Annotated in this window: 20 protein-coding genes and 1 tRNA gene; 13 read left to right on the forward strand and 8 right to left on the reverse strand. The window is 69.0% G+C overall.

What is annotated here, in order from left to right; genetic code table 11:
- Positions 1-18: 18 nt before the first annotated feature.
- Positions 19-405 carry a RidA family protein gene (locus tag AC3B5T_RS10690; protein WP_488358628.1) on the forward strand — a complete coding sequence of 129 codons (387 nt, stop codon included), beginning with the start codon at positions 19-21 and terminating at the stop codon, positions 403-405.
- Between the two features lie 71 nt (positions 406-476).
- Positions 477-551 (forward strand) — tRNA-Thr (locus AC3B5T_RS10695).
- Positions 552-624: 73 nt separating this feature from the next.
- Here AC3B5T_RS10695 and AC3B5T_RS10700 read toward each other — a convergent pair.
- Positions 625-978, reverse strand: a complete 354-nt coding sequence (locus AC3B5T_RS10700) for a hypothetical protein (RefSeq protein WP_010842778.1) — start codon at positions 976-978, stop codon at positions 625-627.
- A gap of 72 nt (positions 979-1050) precedes the next feature.
- Between AC3B5T_RS10700 and AC3B5T_RS10705 the strand changes: the two genes are divergently transcribed.
- Entirely contained in the window at positions 1051-2685 is a 1635-nt protein-coding gene (locus AC3B5T_RS10705; RefSeq protein ID WP_488358629.1) for a carboxylesterase/lipase family protein, read from the forward strand.
- 92 nt (positions 2686-2777) lie between these two features.
- Here AC3B5T_RS10705 and AC3B5T_RS10710 read toward each other — a convergent pair whose 3' ends face one another.
- Positions 2778-6566 carry an nSTAND1 domain-containing NTPase gene (locus tag AC3B5T_RS10710; RefSeq protein WP_488358630.1) on the reverse strand — a complete coding sequence of 1263 codons (3789 nt, stop codon included), beginning with the start codon at positions 6564-6566 and terminating at the stop codon, positions 2778-2780.
- Between the two features lie 519 nt (positions 6567-7085).
- Between AC3B5T_RS10710 and AC3B5T_RS10715 the strand changes: the two genes are divergently transcribed.
- The 4 genes from AC3B5T_RS10715 to AC3B5T_RS10730 are packed head-to-tail and all read left to right on the forward strand — an operon-like array spanning position 7086 to position 10172.
- On the forward strand, positions 7086-8276 hold the full coding sequence (locus tag AC3B5T_RS10715; RefSeq protein ID WP_488358631.1) for a winged helix DNA-binding domain-containing protein: 1191 nt from the start codon (positions 7086-7088) through the stop codon (positions 8274-8276).
- Between the two features lie 45 nt (positions 8277-8321).
- Complete coding sequence (locus tag AC3B5T_RS10720) at positions 8322-8684, forward strand: ArsR/SmtB family transcription factor (RefSeq protein ID WP_014925406.1); 363 nt, start codon at positions 8322-8324, stop codon at positions 8682-8684.
- Positions 8681-9769, forward strand: a complete 1089-nt coding sequence (arsB, locus tag AC3B5T_RS10725) for an ACR3 family arsenite efflux transporter (protein WP_014925407.1) — start codon at positions 8681-8683, stop codon at positions 9767-9769. Before AC3B5T_RS10720 ends, arsB begins: the two co-directional genes overlap by 4 nt.
- Positions 9762-10172: an arsenate-mycothiol transferase ArsC gene (locus tag AC3B5T_RS10730; RefSeq protein ID WP_488358632.1), complete on the forward strand. Its 411-nt coding sequence runs from the start codon at positions 9762-9764 to the stop codon at positions 10170-10172. Before arsB ends, AC3B5T_RS10730 begins: the two co-directional genes overlap by 8 nt.
- Before the next feature lie 38 nt (positions 10173-10210).
- On the opposite strand, the gene AC3B5T_RS10735 is transcribed toward AC3B5T_RS10730, so the two are convergent.
- A complete protein-coding gene (locus tag AC3B5T_RS10735; RefSeq protein ID WP_488358633.1) occupies positions 10211-10483 on the reverse strand; it encodes a hypothetical protein in 273 nt (90 codons plus the stop codon).
- 46 nt (positions 10484-10529) lie between these two features.
- Entirely contained in the window at positions 10530-11012 is a 483-nt protein-coding gene (locus AC3B5T_RS10740) for an ArsI/CadI family heavy metal resistance metalloenzyme (RefSeq protein ID WP_488358634.1), read from the reverse strand.
- Between the two features lie 100 nt (positions 11013-11112).
- Between AC3B5T_RS10740 and AC3B5T_RS10745 the strand changes: the two genes are divergently transcribed.
- Positions 11113-11475, forward strand: coding sequence for an Rv2640c family ArsR-like transcriptional regulator (locus tag AC3B5T_RS10745; RefSeq protein WP_010844176.1), 363 nt, complete (start codon positions 11113-11115; stop codon positions 11473-11475).
- A gap of 38 nt (positions 11476-11513) precedes the next feature.
- On the opposite strand, the gene AC3B5T_RS10750 is transcribed toward AC3B5T_RS10745, so the two are convergent.
- A complete protein-coding gene (locus AC3B5T_RS10750) occupies positions 11514-11753 on the reverse strand; it encodes a three-helix bundle dimerization domain-containing protein (RefSeq protein WP_488358635.1) in 240 nt (79 codons plus the stop codon).
- Positions 11754-11901: 148 nt separating this feature from the next.
- Here AC3B5T_RS10750 and AC3B5T_RS10755 point away from each other — a divergent pair, with 148 nt between their 5' ends.
- The 4 genes from AC3B5T_RS10755 to AC3B5T_RS10770 all read left to right on the forward strand — a co-directional run bounded on the left by AC3B5T_RS10755 (position 11902) and on the right by AC3B5T_RS10770 (position 15197).
- Positions 11902-12111: a hypothetical protein gene (locus AC3B5T_RS10755; protein WP_010844178.1), complete on the forward strand. Its 210-nt coding sequence runs from the start codon at positions 11902-11904 to the stop codon at positions 12109-12111.
- 108 nt (positions 12112-12219) lie between these two features.
- Positions 12220-12906 (forward strand): DUF899 domain-containing protein, encoded by a 687-nt coding sequence (locus tag AC3B5T_RS10760; RefSeq protein ID WP_488358636.1) that lies wholly within the window; start codon positions 12220-12222, stop codon positions 12904-12906.
- A 94-nt stretch (positions 12907-13000) separates the two neighbouring features.
- Positions 13001-13723 (forward strand): response regulator transcription factor, encoded by a 723-nt coding sequence (locus tag AC3B5T_RS10765; RefSeq protein ID WP_010844180.1) that lies wholly within the window; start codon positions 13001-13003, stop codon positions 13721-13723.
- Complete coding sequence (locus tag AC3B5T_RS10770; protein ID WP_488358637.1) at positions 13716-15197, forward strand: sensor histidine kinase; 1482 nt, start codon at positions 13716-13718, stop codon at positions 15195-15197. The genes AC3B5T_RS10765 and AC3B5T_RS10770 overlap by 8 nt, the downstream gene beginning before the upstream one ends.
- Here AC3B5T_RS10770 and AC3B5T_RS10775 read toward each other — a convergent pair.
- Entirely contained in the window at positions 15194-16033 is an 840-nt protein-coding gene (locus tag AC3B5T_RS10775) for a hypothetical protein (RefSeq protein WP_010844182.1), read from the reverse strand. The two genes, AC3B5T_RS10770 and AC3B5T_RS10775, sit on opposite strands and share 4 nt — an antisense overlap.
- Before the next feature lie 34 nt (positions 16034-16067).
- Positions 16068-17168 (reverse strand): DNA adenine methylase, encoded by a 1101-nt coding sequence (locus tag AC3B5T_RS10780; protein ID WP_488358638.1) that lies wholly within the window; start codon positions 17166-17168, stop codon positions 16068-16070.
- Positions 17169-17267: 99 nt separating this feature from the next.
- On the opposite strand from AC3B5T_RS10780, the gene AC3B5T_RS10785 reads away from it, so the two are divergent.
- Complete coding sequence (locus AC3B5T_RS10785; protein WP_055476795.1) at positions 17268-17693, forward strand: HIT family protein; 426 nt, start codon at positions 17268-17270, stop codon at positions 17691-17693.
- Between the two features lie 90 nt (positions 17694-17783).
- Here the strand turns inward: AC3B5T_RS10785 and AC3B5T_RS10790 are convergent, their stop codons facing one another.
- A complete protein-coding gene (locus AC3B5T_RS10790) occupies positions 17784-19904 on the reverse strand; it encodes a RecQ family ATP-dependent DNA helicase (protein WP_055476794.1) in 2121 nt (706 codons plus the stop codon).
- Positions 19905-19910 lie beyond the last annotated feature (6 nt).

Consider the following 19910-nt stretch of genomic DNA (forward strand, 5'->3'; position numbering starts at 1 on the left):
TGGTCTACGATCGCGGGCATGTCTTCCGTGCACATCAACGGTCCTCGAGACGGCCACACCCGCAGCGCAACGGTGAGTCCCGGGAGTCTCGTCTTCACCGCAGGCGCGGCGCCCATCGACGACGACGGCGCGACCGTCGCTCCCGGGAACGTCCGCGAACAGGCCGTGCAGTGCATGAAGAACCTGGAGGCCGCGCTGATCGAGTCCGGCGCGACGCTGCGCGACGTCGCCAAGGTCACCGTGTTCGTCGCCGAGCACCTGCAGGCCGATCTGGTGGTCGCCTGGGACGCGGTGACCGAGGCCTTCGGCGATCACAAGCCCGCGGGCAGCCTGCTGGGTGTCTCGGTCCTCGCCTACGACGAGCAGCTGGTGGAGATCGAGGCGGTGGCCGCGATCCGGGGCTGATCGGGGAGCGTCCGATCGGCCCGGGTGGGATGAACCGGGAAGCGGTCCGGCCGATATACTCGGCCGCGCGTGCCTCCTTAGCTCAGTGGTAGAGCACTCGCCTTGTAAGCGAGCGGTCGTCGGTTCAATCCCGACAGGGGGCTCCACGAACAAGCGCCGCGCACCGATCCGGTGCGCGGCGTTGTCGTTTCGCGGGTCCGGCCCGGTGGGCGCGGTCGTTCACCAGATGACCGCGAGACCCGCGGCGAGCAGCGACAGCGCGCCGACGGCCCAGAAGAGGGGCCGGGGTACGGGTTCGCCGGTGCGCTTCTGGCGTGCGCTGCCCATGCCGAGGATCGCGCCCAGAACGAGCAGGATCACGAGCTTGATCCCGATCTTGGGGTAGTTCAGGTCGATTCCGGCCGGCCACGGCGCCGCGAGTGCGAGCCCGGTCAGCAGGGACAGCAGTATCCCGTAGTCCATGACGCGGGTGACGCGGAACTCGCGCGCCACGAGCTGGGTCACCCAGGCGCCGAAGGTGACGGCGAAGCCGATGATGTGCAGGAAGATTACGACGTTGCGTAGTAGCTCCATGGGGTCACATTACCCAGGAGGCGCGGTGAAATTCCGGACAACCGGAACAGGTTCACGGTGCACGATGGACTGATGAAGCACGACGAACCGGGCACCTCCGCCATCCCACCCTCATCCGTGGGAGAAGCTGCGAGTGGCCCGCGACCGCTCGCCCACACCCGCGTCGGCACCTACCGCGGTGTCGTCGGCGAGCGGGCGGACGTGTGGCGGGGCATCCGGTACGCCCGTCCGCCGGTGGGGGAGCTGCGCTGGCACCGGGCGGTGCCCCTCGCCGAGAGCGACGCGCCAGAGGACGTCGTCGATGCCTCGAGATTCGGCGCGGTCTGCCCGCAACAACTGAACCCCGCGGTGCGGCTGGGCCCGGACGTGGTGATGGACGAGGACTGTCTGTTCCTCAACGTGTGGACCCCGCCGGGTGCCTCGGAGCATGCCGACGATGCCGTCGGACTGCCGGTCATGGTGTGGCTGCACGGCGGCGCCTACGTCCTGGGATCAGGGGCCCAGCCGTTCTACGAGGGTTCGAACCTCGCCGCCACGGGGGACGTGGTCGTCGTGACGCTCAACTACCGGCTCGGGGTCCTCGGGTTCGCCGACCTCTCGTCGATCGACGGGCGATTCGAATCGAACGCCGGACTCAGCGACGTGCTGACGGCGCTGCACTGGGTCCACGACCACATCGCCGCGTTCGGCGGCGATCCCGGCAAAGTGACGGTGTTCGGCGAATCGGCGGGTGCGGGACTGGTCACCGCACTGCTCACGATGCCGGCCGCGGCCGGGCTCTTCGGCCGGGCGATCGCGCAGAGCTCGCCCGTGACCTCGATGTACGGGTCCGAGCGGGCGGCGCGGGTTGCCGCGCAACTGCTCGAGGTCGCCGGCATCGACGCCGGTGAACTCGACACCGGCGACGTCGTCGGACGGCTCGAGGCGCTCGACGGCATGACGTGTTCGGCGCTCACCACCACTCTCTTCGAGAAGATCCCCGCCGAGACCCCGGGCACCATCGCGTTCGCGCCGGTCATCGATGGCGATCTGCTGCCCGAGCATCCCCTCGACGTGTATCGGGCAGGCCGTGCGCATCCGGTGCCGCTGATCATCGGGACCAATCGCGACGAGGCGAATCTCTTCAAGTACATGAAGTCCCCGCTCATGCCGATCACCACGGCCGACATCGAGCGGATGTTCGCCGGCATGACGAAGGAGTACCCGGACGTCGTCCTCCCGCAGCGTGCCCAGGTGCTCTCGGCCTATTCGGGTCTGCGTCCCAAGGTCACCGGGCTCGGCGTGGCCCGCGACGTGGCGTTCCGCATGCCCACGCTGTGGCTGGCCGAGGCGCACGCACGCTCGGCGCCCGTCTACGTCTACCGCTACGACTGGACAACGAGGATGTTCCGCCTCCTCGGCCTCGGCGCCGCCCACGCCACCGAGGTCCCGTACGTGTGGGGCAATCTCGGCGCGGGGCCCCGTGACGTCACGTTCCTGCTCGGCGGCCGCAAGCAGGGAGAAGCGGTGTCCGAGAGGATGGTCCGACGATGGACCGCGTTCGCGCACGGACAGGAGCCGGACGCCGGGTCACTCGGTGATCCCTGGCCCACCTACGACACCGGCCACCGTCCGGTGCTGCGCATAGATGCCGAGGATCGGGTGGTGCAGAACCTCGACGGCGACATCTGGGAGGCATGGGGCGACGAGGTGCTCGGCTTCCGGTGAGGCCTGCTGCGACCCCTCTGCTGGCCGAGCAGCGTCGACCGAGCGCAGCGAGGACGCCGCGTCCGTCGAGGTCACCTGCCGGCCAACAACATTCAGTCCCGACCGCAATTCGCGCGGACGTCGACGTGCGGGAGATAGGCGTCGCGCTGCGCGTCGGTGAGGGGTGCGGTGCTCGCGCAGATCCAGTCGCGGGCCACATCGAGGTCGAGCGTGTGCAGGTAGACGTTCCCGGTCGTGTCCCCGCCGGAGATGATCTCCTCGTCGGACGGGAGCTGGACCGGTAGCTGCCAGGTGGTGGTGGTGTCGGTGGTGGCGAGCAATGTCCCGACCGGTTGCCGATCGGTGAGCTGACCGTCGTCGTCGAGCGCGAAGCTGATCAGCTCGTGCGTCGCGGTGCCCACCGCGAGGCGGTTGGGCGCCATCGAGACCGTCGAGGCGAACATGTCCTCCTGCCGGTCGAGCAGTTCCGGTTCGGCGTCGGAGCCGACCGGCGGCAGGCGCCAGGTGGACAGGTCGCGGGAGGCGACCACCAGCACACCGCCGTCGTCGAAGGCGGCTTGGGCGATGGGCGCCTCGTCGGTGATGACGTCGACCGGGTCCGGACTCGACGACGTGAGGTCGTACAGGTAGACGCGCTTGTCGTCGGAGGTCAGCGCGAGCCGCGTGCCGTCGGGGCTGAACGCGACGTTGCGGATGAGGTCGGTCGGTCCGCGCAGCGGTGCACCCACCCGTCGCGGGGAGCGGGGGTCCGAGGTGTCCCACAGGGCCACGGTGGTATCCGTGTCGCCGGTCGCGAGCAGGTTCCCCGACGGCGCGAAGACGACCGGGAAGGAGTAGCGGGTGGCGACGCCGAGGGCCGCGGCGCGTCGAGGGGCCGCGGTGTCGGCGATGTCCCAGAGCTCGACGAGCCCACCGTTGTTGTTGGCGGTCGCGGCCAGCGTGCCCGGGCCGTTGAGGCTGACACGCGGATGGTCGTTGACCCGGCGCTGGATCGGCGTTCGCGATCGCAGCGTGAGGCCGCCGGACGTCGTCCACAGGTTCAGAGTCGTGTCGGAGCCGACCGTCGCGAGGACTCGTTGCGCGGCGTCGGTGTCCAGCCCCGTGATCGTCCCGCCCCGATCGGGTTCGGTCCGGCCGGGCAGGCTCCAGACGTCGATGGTGCCGTCGGAACGACCGGACACGAGCTGGTCGCCGCTGGGGTCGAAGCGGGCGGAGAAGGTCCGCACCGACCCCTGCTCGGAGGTGGTCTGCAGCGCCCACTGCAGGGTCGGCGAGGTGGGATTGGCGGTGTTCCACACCCGGACGAGACCGTCGGCGCGGGCGGAGGCCAGCTGCGAACCCGAGCTGTCGAAGGCGATGGACCACGACCCCGCCGTGCTGTTGGGCAGGGAGGTGCTCAACGGGCGGGGCGCGAGCGGGTCGGCGACATCCCACAGTTGGGCGTTGGGGCTGTCGCCGGTGACCGCGAGGGATCGACTGTCGGGGCTGAAGGCGACGGCGTGGGTGATGCTGGGGAAGCCGGTGAGCGGGGGACCCAGGGGTTGCGGTGATTCGCCGGTGGTCCACAGGCGCACGGTCCGGTCGTCGCCGCCGCTGGCCAGGGTGCGACCGTCGGGGCTGAAGGACAGGGTCCGCGCCGCGGCGGTGTGACCGCGCAGCACGGCCGTCTCCCGGATCGAACCGGTCGGGGAGACCGCGTACACGGTGATGGTGCCGTCGTCCGACGACGCGGCCAGGGTGCGGCCGTCGGCGGCGAACCGCACCATGTAGACCGTGCCGTGGCCGGGTGAGACCGTCGTCGCCGCGCGCGGGTTCGACGCGTCGGTCAGGTCCCACATGCGAACGGAGCCGTCGCCGCTGCTGCTCGCCAGCAGCTGCCGCGTCGGGTGGAAGTCGGTGCTCGTGACGTAGTTGCCGAAGCCGCGCAGAACCGCGGACTCCCGGTAGTCCGACGAACCGGACCGCGTCCAGACGCGGACGGTCCGGTCGCCGCTCGCCGACGCGAGCCGGGTGCCCGTCCGGTCGAAGGACAGGTCGTAGACCGGGCCGGTGTGACCGGTCAGGGGTGTCACGAGCGGAGTCGTCGCGGCCCCGCGCAGGCGGCTCTCCACCGTCGGGTCGTCGGGATAGATCCGGTGCGCGACGAGCAGCAGCCGCGCCGCCAGCGACGGGTTCGAGAACTGCATGCTGTCGATGTGGGACAGCAGTGCCGACCGCTCGGCGGCGTTTCGCTGTTGCCGCAGGTCGTGGGCCTGCCGGAACCCGATCGCCGCGGTGATCGTCGCCGCGATCGCCAGCACGACAATGACCGACACCGCACCGATGCGGGTGAGGCGTCGCCGCTGCTGCATCGCGACCGCGGCGTCGAGGAATGCGTCGTTCTCCTTGCTGAGCAGGTGCAGATAGTCACTGCGGAGGGCCCGCCGCCGGCGCTTGGCGTCATCGAGACGCGACCCGGTGTAGAGGAACGACCGGCCCCGGCCGTTGGCCAGCCACGCCGCGCTGTCGGCGTCGACCTGCTGACGCCACAGGTGGTTGTCGGTGTCGTCGGCGATCCACTCGGCCAGACGTGGCCACGCGGTCAGCACCACGTCGTGCACGAGCATCACCGAGTCGGTGGAGACCGTGAGCAGCCTGGCCTGGGCGAACTCGTCGATGACCGTGGCGACCTCGGGCGGGAACCGGTTCGCGAGGGTCGCCGTGGACAGCGGCACGCGCAGCGCGATCCCGGCCGGACCGACGTGCACGAGGGCGAGCAGGACGGCGCGCGCGAGGTCCCGATGCCGCGGGTCGATCGCCGCCCAGGCGGCCTCCGCGGTGTCGGCGACGGCGCGCGCGATACCGCCGGTTGCCCGGTAGCCGGACAGGGTCATCCGGTTGCCGCTGCGGCGCGCCCAGGTCGCCTGCAGGACGTGCGCGAGCAATGGCAGCCGGCCGGCCCGGTCGCCGCCCGTCGACGCCTCGTACAGCTCGGTGATCATCACGTCGGCGAGTCCGGTCTCGATCCGGCCGCCGGCGAGACGGACGGGTGCGGTGATGACCTCGCGCAACTGCGTGCGCGTCATCTCCGAGACGATCATGCAGCGGTGTTGCCATGCGTCGGCGAGGAACGGGTGCTCGACGCACTGACTGAAGAAATCGGCTCGCACTCCGACCACGACGACGGTGTCGTGCGCGAGTTCCTCGACCTCGCGCAGCGTCTCGGCCCGCAGCGAGTCCTCGAGGGAGAAGACGTTCTCGAACTGGTCGATGACGATGACCGCCTGCTCGGTCGTCGTCGGCCGCGTCGGAGCCGGCGCGTCGGTGACCTCCGCTTCCGCCGGGTCCGCGATGGCGAGGCCTCCCGGGGTGATCTCGCCGAGTCGGGGCGGGGCCAACCGGGCGTCCCGCGCGAGGCCGGCACGCAGCAGCGACGACTTGCCCGATCCCGACACCCCGGTAACCACGACGAGCCGGGACGCGGGAGCCAGGGGCGGCGGTCCCTTGCGTGCCGCCAGGATCGCGTCGACGAGGGTGCCGACGACGTCGTCGCGGCCGAAGTACATCTGGCTGTCGGCTGCGGTCAAGGTGGCGAGACCGGCGAACGGTCGTGCCTGCTGCGGCGCGGACGGCTCCTCCGTGCGGGCCTCGTCGGGCGTCCGGTGGTCCCACATCTCTCGCCATTGCCGGATCGTGAGGACGTCGTCGGCGCCGGCGGCGACAGCCCGGGCGGTCAGCCAGACGAGCAGCGGTTCGACGGTCGCGAAGTCCCGCGGGAAATGCCGCCCGTTGCGCCAGTCGCTGATCCGCTGTGCCGAGACCCGCGCCCGCGTCGCCGACGCCCGCAGTGTGGGACGGCCTGCCTGCACGAACAGTCGCGCGAGAGCCTCACCGAAATCCACTCAGCTGTCCCCATGCTCGCCCCGACTGTTCGACCGCACCATCATGCGGTAGCCGAACCCACCGCGCCAGCATCGGCGACCCGATGTGGCGACGGCCACATCTCGGACGTGCGTACCAGGCTCCGCAGGCGGTTCGGAAGCCGGATCCGGAACTGGTTCTGTCCGGTCCGGATAGTCCGTTAGCCGCTTGACCAGTGGCTTCGCTGCGGTTTCCGGCGTGAGGGTGGAGTGGGCGGCATTCGTGGGGTCTGCTTGTGGGGCGCGACTCGACGGGGGTCGGGAAGCGCACAGGTTGCGTCGGTCGAAGGACACACGGAGGTGTTCGGCGAACACTGCCCGTCGGGGGCTGTGTGTCGTTCGGCCCACACGACCGCGCGGGTGCCGGACACCGGGTCGACGGGGGTCGGCGGTCTCCGGCACCCGCGTCCCCTCCTCTGGGCGACTCTCTTCTTGTCGGCTCTCCTCACTACGATCTCTCCATGCGAATGCTTGCGGTGCCCGAGCGATGATTCTCGAGCGATGAGCGCTCGACCGGTGATCACCGACGCACAGCGCCGCGCACGCCTCATGCGCCGGGCGCACCTCGACGCGTCGTCGCGGGCAGTCGACGCGGTCGAGGCGGCCGCCACCATGGTCGGTCTGCACGCCACCACTCCCTCGACGGTCCATCTGGCCGCCTGGGCTCGTGTCGGCCCGGGCTTCGCGCGCCACTCCGTCGACGCCGCCCTCTACGAAGCGCGGACGCTCGTCAAGCACCTCGCGATGCGACGGACCCTGTTCGTGTTCCCGAGGGACGTCCTGGCCGAGTCCGTCGGGGCGTTGGGGCCACGGATCTCGGCCTCCGAGCGCACCAACATGCTGCGCGATCTCCGGCGCAGTCCCGACTTCGACGACCCGGAGGGCTGGATCGAGACCGCCCGGCAGGCGGTCCTGGCCGAACTGGCCGGCGGGGAATCGTTGACCTCCACCGAACTGCGCGAGCGCCTACCGGCTCTCGACGGTTACATCAGCCACGGCGCGGGCACCTCCTGGGCGGGACGCGCACCGATGGGTCCGCGGGTGCTGAACATGCTCGACGCCGAAGGCGCGATCGTCCGCGGCCCCAATCGCATGGGCTGGCATCTGTCGCGGCCGGCCTGGACGTCGATGCCCCTCTGGCTCGGCGAGGCGCTGCCGTCGATCAGCGTTCACGACGGGCACTGCGCGCTGATCGGACGCTGGCTGCGCACGTACGGACCCGGCACCGAGACCGACCTGGCCTGGTGGCTGGGGTCGACCAAGACCGCGGTCCGCGCGGCCCTCGCCGAACTCGACACGACCCAGGTCGACCTGGAAGGCGGCGGCGTCGGCCACGTCCTGCCCGACGATGTACCCGATGCCTCGGCCGACGAGGTCGAACCGCAAGCTGTTCTGCTGCCCGAACTGGACCCGACCACCATGGGCTACAAGGAGCGCGGCTTCTACCTCGGCGGCCACGCCGCGGAGGTCTTCGACTCCGCGGGCAACGGCGGTCAGACCGCCTGGTGGGACGGCCGCATCGTCGGCGGCTGGTATCGCCGCGCGGACTCGTCGATCGACATCATCCCGCTGGAGCCGCTGCCCCGCGATGCGCGTCGCGCGCTCGACGCCCGGGCCGAGGAGCTCGCCGCGTGGCTGGGGGACGAACCGCTGAAGACCGGATACGCCGCTCCCTACGCACGCCGGTTGTGAGGGGTCGCGGTTGCCCACTGATTCGACATCGGTCAATATTGACGCATGTCGAATCAGAACCTGCTGTCGCCGGTCGGGCGCGGCTTGAGCACCGACCAGGCGGAGACGGCCACGCCGGTGCTGAAAGCACTCGCGGATCCGGTTCGGTTGCGGTTGCTGTCAGAGATCGCCGCGCATCCGGGAGCCGAAGCGTGCGTGTGCGACATCTCCGGACCGTTCGACGTCTCACAACCGACGATCTCGCACCACCTCAAGGTGCTGCGGGAGGCGGGTCTCATCACCGGTGAGCGTCGGGCGACCTGGGTGTACTACCGCGTGAACACCGATGCGCTACAACAGCTTTCCGATCTGCTGGGCGGTCTCGCGTCGGTGGTGGGGGAGGCCCGGTCGTGCGAGGTCCGGCCATGACCGCCACCGACACCGCGGTCGCGGCGAAGCTGTCGATGCTGGACCGGTTCCTGCCGGTGTGGATCGGCGCGGCGATGGTCGCGGGCCTGCTGCTGGGCCGCACCGTTCCCGGCCTGGGAGACGCGCTGGCGGCCGTGGAGATCGACGGCATCTCGCTGCCGATCGCTCTCGGACTGCTGATCATGATGTATCCGGTGCTGGCCAAGGTGCGCTACGACCGACTCGACTCGGTCACCGGCGATCGTCGCCTGCTGCTGGGATCGCTGCTGCTGAACTGGATCGTCGGACCCGCGTTGATGTTCGCGCTGGCCTGGCTTCTGCTCCCCGATCTGCCGGAGTACCGGACCGGACTGATCATCGTCGGTCTGGCGCGCTGTATCGCGATGGTCATCATCTGGAACGACCTGGCGTGCGGCGACCGCGAGGCGGCTGCCGTCCTCGTCGCACTGAACTCGGTGTTCCAGGTGATCATGTTCGCCGTGCTGGGCTGGTTCTACCTCTCGGTGCTACCCGGATGGCTCGGCCTGGAACAGACGACCATCGACACCTCGCCGTGGCAGATCGCGAAGTCGGTGCTGATCTTCCTCGGAATCCCGCTGGTCGCCGGCTATCTCACCCGCCGCATCGGCGAACGGGCCAGAGGCCGCGAATGGTACGAGTCCTCGTTCCTCCCGCGATTGGGGCCGTGGGCCCTCTACGGCCTGCTGTTCACCATCGTCATCCTGTTCGCCTTGCAGGGGGAGCAGATTACCTCTCACCCGTGGGACGTCGTGCGGATCGCGCTGCCGCTGCTGATCTACTTCGCGGTGATGTGGGGTGGCGGATTCGTCCTCGGCGCCGCGATGGGGCTGGGTTACGCACGGACCACCACGCTGGCGTTCACCGCCGCCGGCAACAACTTCGAGCTCGCCATCGCCGTTGCGATCGCGACCTATGGTGCGACCTCCGGTCAGGCTCTTGCCGGAGTCATCGGCCCACTCATCGAGGTGCCCGTCCTCGTCGCGCTCGTGTACGTCTCCCTCGCGCTGCGCAAGAGGTTCACCGGAGTCATCGATCCGACCAAGGAGCCGGTACGTGATGCCTGACCAATACGACGTGCTGTTCGTCTGCGTGAGCAACCGCGGCAAATCCGTGATGGCCGAACACCTCACGTCAACGGTCACCGGGCGGATCGCCGCCTCGTCGGCCGGCACCGGCGCGAAGATCGGCGGCCAGGTCAACGAATTGTCCGCCCAGGTGCTCGCCGAGGTCGGCGCCGACGTCACCGGACATCAACCGCGGCAACTCACCGACGAACTGATGCGCGCGGCGGATCTGGTCGTGGTGGTCGGGACCGCCGAGGTCACTCCGCCGGAGGGGGTCGACGTCGAGGTGTGGAACACCGTCGAACCCTCCGCTCGAGGCGTCGACGGCATCGAGCGGATGCGGCTGATCCGCGACGACATCACCGCACGCATCCGCGACCTCGCCGGCCGTCTGGAGCGATAGTCGTCCGGACCGGCGGCGGGGTTTGGCGCCTGAGTCATTCAGAACGGTGGTGGGTTGGCAGCGTTCCACGCGTCGACCTCGCGACGGTGGGCGGTGGTGCGGGTGGCTCGCTGCTCGGCGAGCTTGCTGCGCGCCGGATGATCAGGCGGGCGTCCGGGAACGAGGTAGCCGAACAGGTCGCGGCCGCAGTGGGTGATGACGTCGACGAGTTCCCCGGGAGACAGCTCGAAGTCGGAAAGCGCTGCGGGCAGCGAGGACTCGGCTTCGGACCTCTCGCCCGAAGTGTCTGTGCCGTCACCCCCGAACTGCATGACTCAAACATACGGGCACCCTCCGACAAGAATGAGCTGCGCTCGTTCAGCAGCAGGCCGTGCGGGCACCGGGTGAATCGGAGGCGCCACCGCAACACGCCGCGCCCTGCTGATCTCCGTCGACTTCGTTCGCTTCCAACAACTTCGGGCTGACGCCGAAGGTTTCGGAGTCGGCGAGCACGGTGTAGACCTCCCACTTCTCGTCGCTCGGGCCGGTCACCCACACCTTGTCCTGGGTCGCGAAGCAACAGGTCGAGTTGATCTCCTCCTGTGTGAACAGGCCCTCGCCGGAGAGTCGGGCGATCTCGGAGTGCACCTTCTCGCTCGACTCGACTTCGACGCCGAGGTGGTTGATGGTGCCGCCGTGGCCCGGATTCTCCAGAAGCACCAGCTTCAACGGTGGTTCGGCGATCGCGAAGTTCGCGTAACCGGGCTTCCGTTTCGCCGGGGCGGTGTCGAACAGCTTGGCGTAGAACTTGACGGCGGCACCGAGATCATCGACATTGAGTGCGAGCTGGATACGGGACATGACGAGCCACCTTTACCTGTGAGATATATGTCTAATCGGGGTCGCCCTTGCAGGATGCCACCTTTTCGACATATGTCAATAGGAGGGGTAGGGTCGGATCATGCCGAAGACCTTGCCGATGGTCGACATCAGTGCCCCCATCTGTTGTGCGCCGGTGTCGGCGGCGCCACTCGACGACGCCACTGCTCTCGAGATCGCGTTGCGGCTCAAGGCTCTTGCCGACCCTGCGCGGATCAAGCTCGTCTCGATCCTCCTCGCCGACGACGGCGACGGGATCTGCACGTGCGACCTCGCGACAGCCGTCGGACTCACCGAGGCGACGACGAGCCACCATCTGGGTCAGCTGCGAAAAGCCGGGATGGTCTCGCCGGAGCGTCGCGGGATGAACGTCTATTACCGGTCGAGACCCGAATCGCTGGAAGCCCTCCGCAACGTCCTCAGCGCCACCACCGGCTGCTGCTGACCACGTGACCGGGCGTCACGGTGTCATCCCCGTTTCGGTCACTCCCCGACGTGCGGCGGGACCGAGGCGGGATCGGCCATGACGTCGGTGCCGCCGAGAGCCTTGTTCGCGCGTCGTTCGACGAGGAGTGGCACGAAGTCGCGGACCTCGGTGCCGTCGAAGTGTTGGTATGCCTTCTCGACCGCGGCGGCGACGTCGTTGGGCGAACGGTGCGAGTAGAGGCCGATGAGCCGGTCCTGGACTTCGCTGATCTGACGACGTTCGTCATGGGCATCCATGGACACAATTTAGTCCGAACGCGACAATGTGGACCGTCACGATGAAGAGGTTCATCGACCGTTCATCTCGCCGCCATCGACGTTCAACCCCGGTCGGTGGACGGCGGTTCCGCGAGCGGTTAACGATCGAAGAACCTACGATGACCCCATGGTTCGCTCGCGACGATCTGTCGATCCCGTCGCACAGGCGCAGGCCCGGGTGCTGGTTGACGAGCTGGAACGCGTCGCCGACTCACTCGTGGAGAGCCTGCAGGCCGGTCGAGGCGGCGAGAAGGCTCTGCGAACCGCGCGCCGGGAACTGTACGAGGTCCGCGAGCACGTGCGCCGGCTCCAGGCGGCCTACGAACTCACCGCCTAGGCAGGTGCCGTTCCCGCGGTGCGATGAATTCCGGAGCAAGGGCGGGTCTTACCCGGTGAACTGTTCTCATCACCGAGCGAAAGGCACTGTCATGCGAGAGGCATCGTCGTGAGTACGGCACTCCCACCCGTGGCCGACCGCGAGACCTGGGCGACGGCGCTGGCCGACCTGCGCCGCCGCGAGAAGGCGGCGACCCGCGAACTCGACGCCGTCGCCGCGCAGCGTCGCCGACTCCCCATGGTCGAGATGGACGACTATGTCCTGACCGGGCCCGACGGACCGGTTCGGCTGGTCGATGTCTTCGACGGACGCTCACAGCTGATCGTCTACAACCACATGTGGACCGACGGCGCCGAGTTCCAGTGCCCGGGTTGCACCGGCTTCACCACCCAGTTCAGCCGGCTCGACTACCTCGCCGACTACGACGCGCGCTTCGTCATCATCACGCACGGGCCGATCGAGGAGGCGCTGGCCTACAAGCAGCGCGTCGGCAATCGGATGGACTGGTATTCCTCGGCGGGTACGACCTTCTCGGCGGATGTCGATGCCGCGCCGGGGGAGGGGTTCGCGGTCAACGTCTTCCTCCGCGACGGCGATACGGTGTACCGCACCTGGCATTCCACCGGACGGGGCACCGAACAACTCGGCTTCGTGTTCGGACTCCTCGACGTGCTGCCCTACGGGCGTCAGGAGGAGTGGCAGGACTCTCCGGACGGATGGCCACAGAGCCCGACCTACTCCCGCTGGCGCGGTTCGGAAGAGATCGCCGCGGCGTACGGTCACCCCGACGCGTGAGGCTGCGGCCTCGGTGAAACCGCTGGTCAACGCTCACAGGAATCTCCCAGCGTGCCTACAGTGAGATACCAGGGCGTCCTGGGAGTCTGATCGTGTGAGTGAAGCGGCGAATCAGAACGGCACGCGCGGCGCGAAGGTCCTCGTCGTCGACGACGAGGAGAACATCCGTCAGCTGTTGTCGGTGTCGCTGAAATTCCAGGGGTACGAGGTCGAGACCGCCGCCGACGGTCCGGCGGCTCTCGACAGGTGCCGCGCCGCCAAACCCGACGTCCTCGTCCTCGACGTGATGATGCCGGGCATGGACGGGTTCGGGCTCCTGCGCCGCCTGCGTGCCGACGGGGTGGAGGCACCCGCGCTGTTCCTGTCGGCGCGGGACACGGTGGAGGACAAGATCAACGGCCTGACCATCGGCGGCGACGACTACGTGACCAAACCGTTCAGCCTCGAAGAGGTCGTGGCCCGCCTGCAGGTGCTGTTGCGGCGCAGCGGTTTCGACGATCAGCAGCGCGCGTCGTCGAAGATCACCTTCGCCGACATCGAACTCGACGACGAGACCCACGAGGTGTTCAAGGCGGGCGAGTTGGTTCCGCTCTCGCCGACGGAGTTCACCCTGCTGCGCTACTTCATGGTCAATGCGGGCACGGTGCTGTCCAAACCGCGCATCCTCGACCATGTCTGGAACTACGACTTCGGGGGAGAGGTGAACGTCGTCGAATCCTATGTGTCGTACCTGCGACGCAAACTGGACACCGGCGACAAGCGACTCATCCACACCCTCCGCGGAGTGGGTTACGTGATGCGAGAGCCCCGTGACTGATCGGGCGGTGGCCGGCACCGGTCGCGGGACGCGCAAGCGCGGTGTTCCGCTGCGGATCTCGCTGGTGGCCCTGACCGTGTTGCTCGTCGCCGTCGGGCTGCTCGCCTCCGGGATCGCGGTGACCTCGTCGATGCGTCAGGACCTCATCGCGCGCGCCGACGAGGGACTGACGAACGCGATACGCACGTGGGCCGAACCCCGTGGATTCCTCGGCGACGGACCCGGCCCGCCCGGACCGCGCCGGCCGCCGTCGCCCTATTACGTCGAGTCCATCGTCTACGGTCCCGGTGGGGTCTCGACCGACAATGTCTACAACCAGTTCGACGACGCCCCCGACCTCGACGGACTGGCCCGCGACAACGCCGGACCCGTGACCGTCCCGTCCGTCGACGGAGACGGCCCACAATGGCGGGTTATCAAGCGTAGCAACAGCTTCGGCAGATCCATCGTGGCCACGCCGATGTCCGACATCGACGACACGGTGAGCAGGCTGATCTGGCTGCAGATCGGGATCGGTGTGCTGGTCGTCCTGCTGATCGGGGTGCTGAGCTATGTCCTGGTGCGCACCGGTCTGCGTCCGCTCCGGCGGGTCGAGGAGACCGCGCACGAGATCGCGGAGGGGAACCTGACCCGGCGCGTCCCGCCGGCGCCGGCCAACACCGAGGTCGGCAGCCTGTCGGACTCGCTGAACCGGATGCTCGGGCAGATCCAGCACGCCTTCGCCTCGACCGCCGCATCCGAACAGCAGGCGCGCGCCTCCGAGGAGCGGATGCGACGCTTCGTCGCCGACGCCAGCCACGAATTGCGGACACCGCTCACGTCCATCAAGGGCTTCGCCGAACTCTATTCACAGCACGGCGTTGCCGATGTCCCCGATCTTCCCGATGTCACCGATGCGATGCGACGCATCGACGACGAGGCCGGCCGGATGAACCTGCTGGTGGAGGACCTGCTGATGCTCGCGCGACTCGATGCCGCGCGTCCTGTCGATTCCGCGCCCGTGGACCTGCTCGGCCTGGCCGCCGACGCCGTGCAGAGCGCACGGGCCGCCGCGCCCGATCGTGAGATCCGACTCGACGTCGTCGCGGGCGATCGTCCGCCGGTGGTCCTCGGCGACGGGCCGCGTCTGGTGCAGGTGCTGCGCAACCTCATCGGCAACGCCGTGAACCACACGCCGACCGACGCCTCGATCACGGTCGGGGTGACCGTCGACGACCGTCCGGACACCGGCGAGGCGGTGCTGACCGTCACCGACACCGGCCCGGGACTCACGGCGGAGGATGCCGAGCACGTCTTCGAGCGGTTCTACCGCGGTGACTCCTCGCGGCACCGCGGCGACGGCGGTGGTAGCGGTCTGGGTCTGTCGATCGTCGCCGCCCTGGTGGCCGCGCACGGCGGGCGCGTGGGCGTCGACACGAGTCCTGGTGCGGGAGCGTCGTTCTGGGTGAGGCTGCCGCTCGCCGACGTCGACTAGATCAACCGCCGGAGCTTCGCGAAGTCGGTGACGTCGTCGCGGAACCGGTCGAGTCCGACGAGTGTGTACATCCCGTCGATCTGGCGTGTCACCCACAGCTGATGGATGCGGCGCAGGTCCGACTGCCGTGACTTCCAGCCGATCCCGTCGATCACCGCGAGAACCAGCTGGGTCGGCAACCGCACCTCGGCCATCTCCTCGATCTCGCGAACCGCGTCGGTGAGTTTGGAGCCGGTCGAGTCGAAACCCTTGGCCGCCACCACGATGTCGGCCGACGACGGGTCGCCGACGATCAGGTCGGCGGGCGCGGTCCGCCCGTTGCGTCCCGCGAACCGCGACCGGGTGACGTAGTCGAGTCCGATGTCGCGGGCGATGTCCTCGATCTCGTCCTCGATACGCCGACCCGACGCTCCCGCGCGCGTGGCGGTGGCGCGGGTGCCGGCGCGCGCCACGAGGATGTCGGCGAAGGTGAACGTGCGCGACAACTGGGTGCGCAGCATGCGGACGAGGTCGAACTCGGTGTCGAGCCAGGTCACCAGCTCGACCGGCTGTGCCCGTGCCAGCGCGTGCCAGCCGCTGGTGTCGAACCGGTCGCGCAGCGCGTTCTTCAGCTTCTCCTGGGACAGCCCGACCGCGAGGCCGAGGACGGGGACGTCTGTGGGGTTGTCCCTCACCCAGGCCGCGAGACCCGCGATGTCGGTGTCGAGGAGTTCGCCGAGGCGCGCGGTGGCCTGGGTGATCCGCTCTGCCTCCGGCGTCGACGCGGTCGGGTCCACGTGAGACGTCAACCGTCCCAACGATGTCAGGTAGTCGTCGAAGTCGCCCGCGGTGCTCATGTGTGTCGCCGTGTCGTCAGTGGGTATCCGCCGGTCAGTCCCGGCCGATGAATAGGTACTCGCTGACGTCGCGGCGCGTCGCGGCCGCGTGGGTGCCGAAACTGTACTTGTGGTCGATCGCGATGACCTCCACCGACGGCTTGACCTTCCCGAGCAGGTCGACGATCCGATCCTTGCCGGGCAACGCATTCGACGAGTACGACAGCACGATCGCGCCGGCGCCCTCGAAATGCTCGAAGGTGCGCAAGAGGGCGTCCTCGATGGTCCGCTTGTAGGCGAACGGGGTGAAGCGTTTCGGCAGCTTCTTGGTCTTGGTGTTCTCCATGATGCTCATGCCGCGCCAGTAGGCCGACAATCCCTCGAGGAAGTGATAGCGCTTGATGTAGTCGTTGTCGTCGGTCGGGGGCGCGTACGGAGGGTCGAGGTAGACCAGATCCGGCGGTTCGGACCACGGCAGTTCGAGGTCGAAGATGTCGCCCTGGACGCTGCGGCTGCTGCGTGCGTTGCTGAACACCGTGGCGTTGTAGTCCCCGGCGGCCCGGAGACGGAAGTGGTCGCGCAAGGACATGGTCAGATCGCGCCGGCCGTCGGCGTACCGCGTCGAGTCGGTGAAGGTGAACACGCCCCGCGGTTGCTTGCGTGCGGCCGAGAGCACCAGGGCGGCGATCGCGAGGTCGCGGCGGTACCCGCGCAAGGCGTCGACGTGCGACCACGCCGAGTCGAGGAAGGCCCGGTCCTCGGGGGTGAAGTACAGCCCGTCGAAGGTCCGTGAGATGTAGTCGCGGTCGTCGGCGGCGGGACCGCAGATCGCCTCGATCAGCTCCGGTTCGAGCCGGACACTCGAATTGGCCACCGACGCGCGGGTGATGACGTGCGCGAAGTTGAGGAAGTCGTTGCTGACGACCTCGAAGCCCTGCGCCTTCAGCAGGTAGGACACGACTCCGGAACCGGAGAACGCATCGACCGCGGTGGACCCGCCGATCTCGGCGAAGGTGCGTTCGAGATGGGGCAGCAGACGGTACTTCGACCCCATGTACCGAAGACGCGGGAACCGTTGGGCGCGGGCCAGGACGTCGCTGGATCCGACGACGGATCGGGGGGTTCGTCCCGCCCCGGATGACTCTGGCCCACTCACACCGAAAGGATGTCATGGAACCCCGACACTTTCGCCGACGACACCCGCCGTGGCCGTGGGGGTCATCTGTCTCCGAGGCACACCACTAGACTCGCGCCCATGGCATCGGTCTTCAGCATGATCATCAACGGCGATCTCCCCGGCCGGTTCGTCTGGAAGGACGGCGAGGCGGTCGCGTTCCTCACCATCGAACCGGTCACGCCCGGTCACGTCCTGGTGGTTCCCCGTGCCGAGGTCGATCACTGGGAGCAGATGGACACCGCCGCGTTCGCCCATCTCAGTGCGGTCGCGCAGAACGTGGGACGCGCGGTCAAGGACGCCTTCGACGCTCCCCGGATGGGTCTGCTGATCGCCGGCCTCGAAGTGCCGCACGTGCACGTCCACGTGTTCCCCGGGGTGTCGCTCGAGACCTTCGACCTCGCCAACGCGAACAAGAACCCCCGTCCCGAGGACCTCGACGCCGCGGCCGAGAAGATCCGCGCGAGCCTGCGTTCCCTCGGCTACGGCGAGTACGTCGCCGACTGACCCCACCGTCTGCAAACCCACCACTTTTCGGCAAACCCACACCCCTGCGAGGGGGTGGGTTTGCCGAAAAAGGGTGGGTTTGCGGAGAGCTCACACCGTCCGGTGGATCAGCAGGGGTAACACCGCGGTCGCGCCCGCTTCGCGGAGGGCGGCGGCGGCCAGGGTGATCGGCCAGCCCGAGCTGTTGGCGTCGACCACGAGCATCACGTTGCGGCCCGCGACGTCGGGCGGGTCGCCGAGATGGTCCCGCCAGTAGGCGGCTTCGACGGCGCCGGTCGCGTCGGCGGGTGGGTCACCCATGCGCACGGGGAAACTGCCGCCATCGCGTTTTCCGACCTTCCGCAGGTGTTCGGCCAGGGTCTCGGCGAGTGCGGTGCCGGTCAGGCGTAGTGACACGATGACGTCGGCGCGGATGCCGGTGTCGCGCACCCACGCGGACAGTGTCGCGACCGCGGCGTCGCCCAACTCGGCCACCGCTCGCTCGTTACCGTTGCGGGCGGCGGCGAGCACCTCGACCCATTCCGGGGCGTCGGCGTGGGCCAGGACGCGCCCCGGCGCGGCGAGCAGGTCCGCGGGAATCCGTCCGCGACGGCCGAATTCGCCGCCCGGCCACATCTTGCGCGGATCCAGGGTCTGCGCCTTGCGGCGGAGCGTCGACGTGACGGTGCGGACGGTCTCGTCGTCGACGGTGTCGGTGAGTCCGTCGCTGAGCGCGCCGCGGCAGACCGAGCATCGCCCGCAGTCCGCGGCCTGGGGATCGTCGAGCGATTCGGTCAGGAGCCGCATCAAGCAGGTGCGCCCCGCGATGTAGGCGCGCATGATGTCGGCCTCCCGGCGGCGTACGGCGAGAATGCCGTCGTAGTGCGCGGCGTCGTAGGTCCAGGGCTTGCCGGTGACGACCCAGCCGTCGGGGGTCCGGTCGGTGACGCCGTCCACGGCCAGTTGCTTGAGCATCAATTCGATCCGGGTACGACGGAACCGGGTTGCGGCCTCGAGCTGCACCACCGACTGCGGCTCGTCCGCGGCGTCCAGGGCGCTGAGGAGGTCACGCATCTTGTCCGGGTCGGGGATCGTCGCGGTCGCGAAGTGATCCCAGATCCGGTCGTCGGTCTGCGACGCCAGGAGCATGACGACGGCATCGTCGAGGGCGCGCCCGGCACGACCGACCTGCTGGTAGTAGGAGACCGGCGACGGTGGTGACCCGACATGCACGACGAAACCGAGATCGGGTTTGTCATAACCCATTCCGAGTGCCGACGTCGCGACCAGCGCCTTGACCTCGTTGCGCAGCAGTGCGTCCTCTAGTTCGTGGCGACGGTCGGCGTCGAGCTGGCCGGTGTAGGCGGCCACCGCGACCGCGTCGCCGTGGACGGCTCGGATGGCCTCGACCAGACGGTCGGCGTCGGCGACGGTCAGCACGTACACGATGCCCGAGCCCGGGAGGGCGGGCAGCGACTGCGCCACCCAGCCGTACCGCTGGACCGGCGAGAGTCCGTCGATGACGTTGAGGTGCAGCGACTTCCGTGCGAGCGGCCCGCGGAGGACCAGGGTCGGCTCGCCGGCGGTGCCGGCATCGAGCTGGGCGGCGACGTCGGCGGTGACACGCGCGTTGGCGGTGGCGGTGGTGGCCAGCACCGGCGTGGTCGGGTTGACGGTGCGCAGCACGTCCGCCACGCGGCGGTAGTCCGGACGGAAATCGTGACCCCAGTCGGAGACCGCGTGCGCCTCGTCGATGACGAGCAGACCCAGGTTGCCGGCGAGGGCGTCGAGGACTCGGCGGCCGAAGCCCGGGTTGGCGAGCCGTTCGGGTGACACGAGCAGGACGTCGAGGTCGCCGGCCCGCAGCTGCGCCTCGATCGTCGACCACTCGTCGACGTTCGACGAGTTGAGCGTGGCCGCCGACAACCCGCCGCGGGCGGCTGCCGAGACCTGGTCGCGCATGAGGGACAGCAGCGGCGACACGATGAGGGTCGGTCCACCGCCACCGGCCCGGATGATCGCGGTCGCCGACCAGTAGACCGCCGACTTGCCCCATCCCGTCGCCTGGACCACCAGGACCCGCGCGCCGCGCTCGGCGGGGTCGACGGGGCGGCCGGCCAGCGCGGTCACGGCCCGGAGCTGATCCTCACGCAGCGCGGCGCCCTCACCGGCCAGGCTGGTGATGACGCGGTTGGCGGCGGTCAGCTGATCCGGGGCGAGGGTTGCGGGCATGTGCCC

The organism is Gordonia sp. G4 (assembly GCF_057770005.1).

Excerpts from the sequence above, each read along its gene's own strand:
- AC3B5T_RS10690 (WP_488358628.1), top strand. The coding sequence starts at position 19 with ATGTCTTCCGTGCACATCAACGGTCCTCGAGACGGCCACACCCGCAGC.
- AC3B5T_RS10700 (WP_010842778.1), bottom strand. The coding sequence starts at position 978 with ATGGAGCTACTACGCAACGTCGTAATCTTCCTGCACATCATCGGCTTC.
- AC3B5T_RS10705 (WP_488358629.1), top strand. The coding sequence starts at position 1,051 with ATGAAGCACGACGAACCGGGCACCTCCGCCATCCCACCCTCATCCGTG.
- AC3B5T_RS10715 (WP_488358631.1), top strand. The coding sequence starts at position 7,086 with ATGAGCGCTCGACCGGTGATCACCGACGCACAGCGCCGCGCACGCCTC.
- AC3B5T_RS10720 (WP_014925406.1), top strand. The coding sequence starts at position 8,322 with ATGTCGAATCAGAACCTGCTGTCGCCGGTCGGGCGCGGCTTGAGCACC.
- arsB (WP_014925407.1), top strand. The coding sequence starts at position 8,681 with ATGACCGCCACCGACACCGCGGTCGCGGCGAAGCTGTCGATGCTGGAC.
- AC3B5T_RS10730 (WP_488358632.1), top strand. The coding sequence starts at position 9,762 with ATGCCTGACCAATACGACGTGCTGTTCGTCTGCGTGAGCAACCGCGGC.
- AC3B5T_RS10735 (WP_488358633.1), bottom strand. The coding sequence starts at position 10,483 with ATGCAGTTCGGGGGTGACGGCACAGACACTTCGGGCGAGAGGTCCGAA.
- AC3B5T_RS10740 (WP_488358634.1), bottom strand. The coding sequence starts at position 11,012 with ATGTCCCGTATCCAGCTCGCACTCAATGTCGATGATCTCGGTGCCGCC.
- AC3B5T_RS10745 (WP_010844176.1), top strand. The coding sequence starts at position 11,113 with ATGCCGAAGACCTTGCCGATGGTCGACATCAGTGCCCCCATCTGTTGT.
- AC3B5T_RS10750 (WP_488358635.1), bottom strand. The coding sequence starts at position 11,753 with ATGGATGCCCATGACGAACGTCGTCAGATCAGCGAAGTCCAGGACCGG.
- AC3B5T_RS10755 (WP_010844178.1), top strand. The coding sequence starts at position 11,902 with ATGGTTCGCTCGCGACGATCTGTCGATCCCGTCGCACAGGCGCAGGCC.
- AC3B5T_RS10775 (WP_010844182.1), bottom strand. The coding sequence starts at position 16,033 with ATGAGCACCGCGGGCGACTTCGACGACTACCTGACATCGTTGGGACGG.
- AC3B5T_RS10785 (WP_055476795.1), top strand. The coding sequence starts at position 17,268 with ATGGCATCGGTCTTCAGCATGATCATCAACGGCGATCTCCCCGGCCGG.
- AC3B5T_RS10790 (WP_055476794.1), bottom strand. The coding sequence starts at position 19,904 with ATGCCCGCAACCCTCGCCCCGGATCAGCTGACCGCCGCCAACCGCGTC.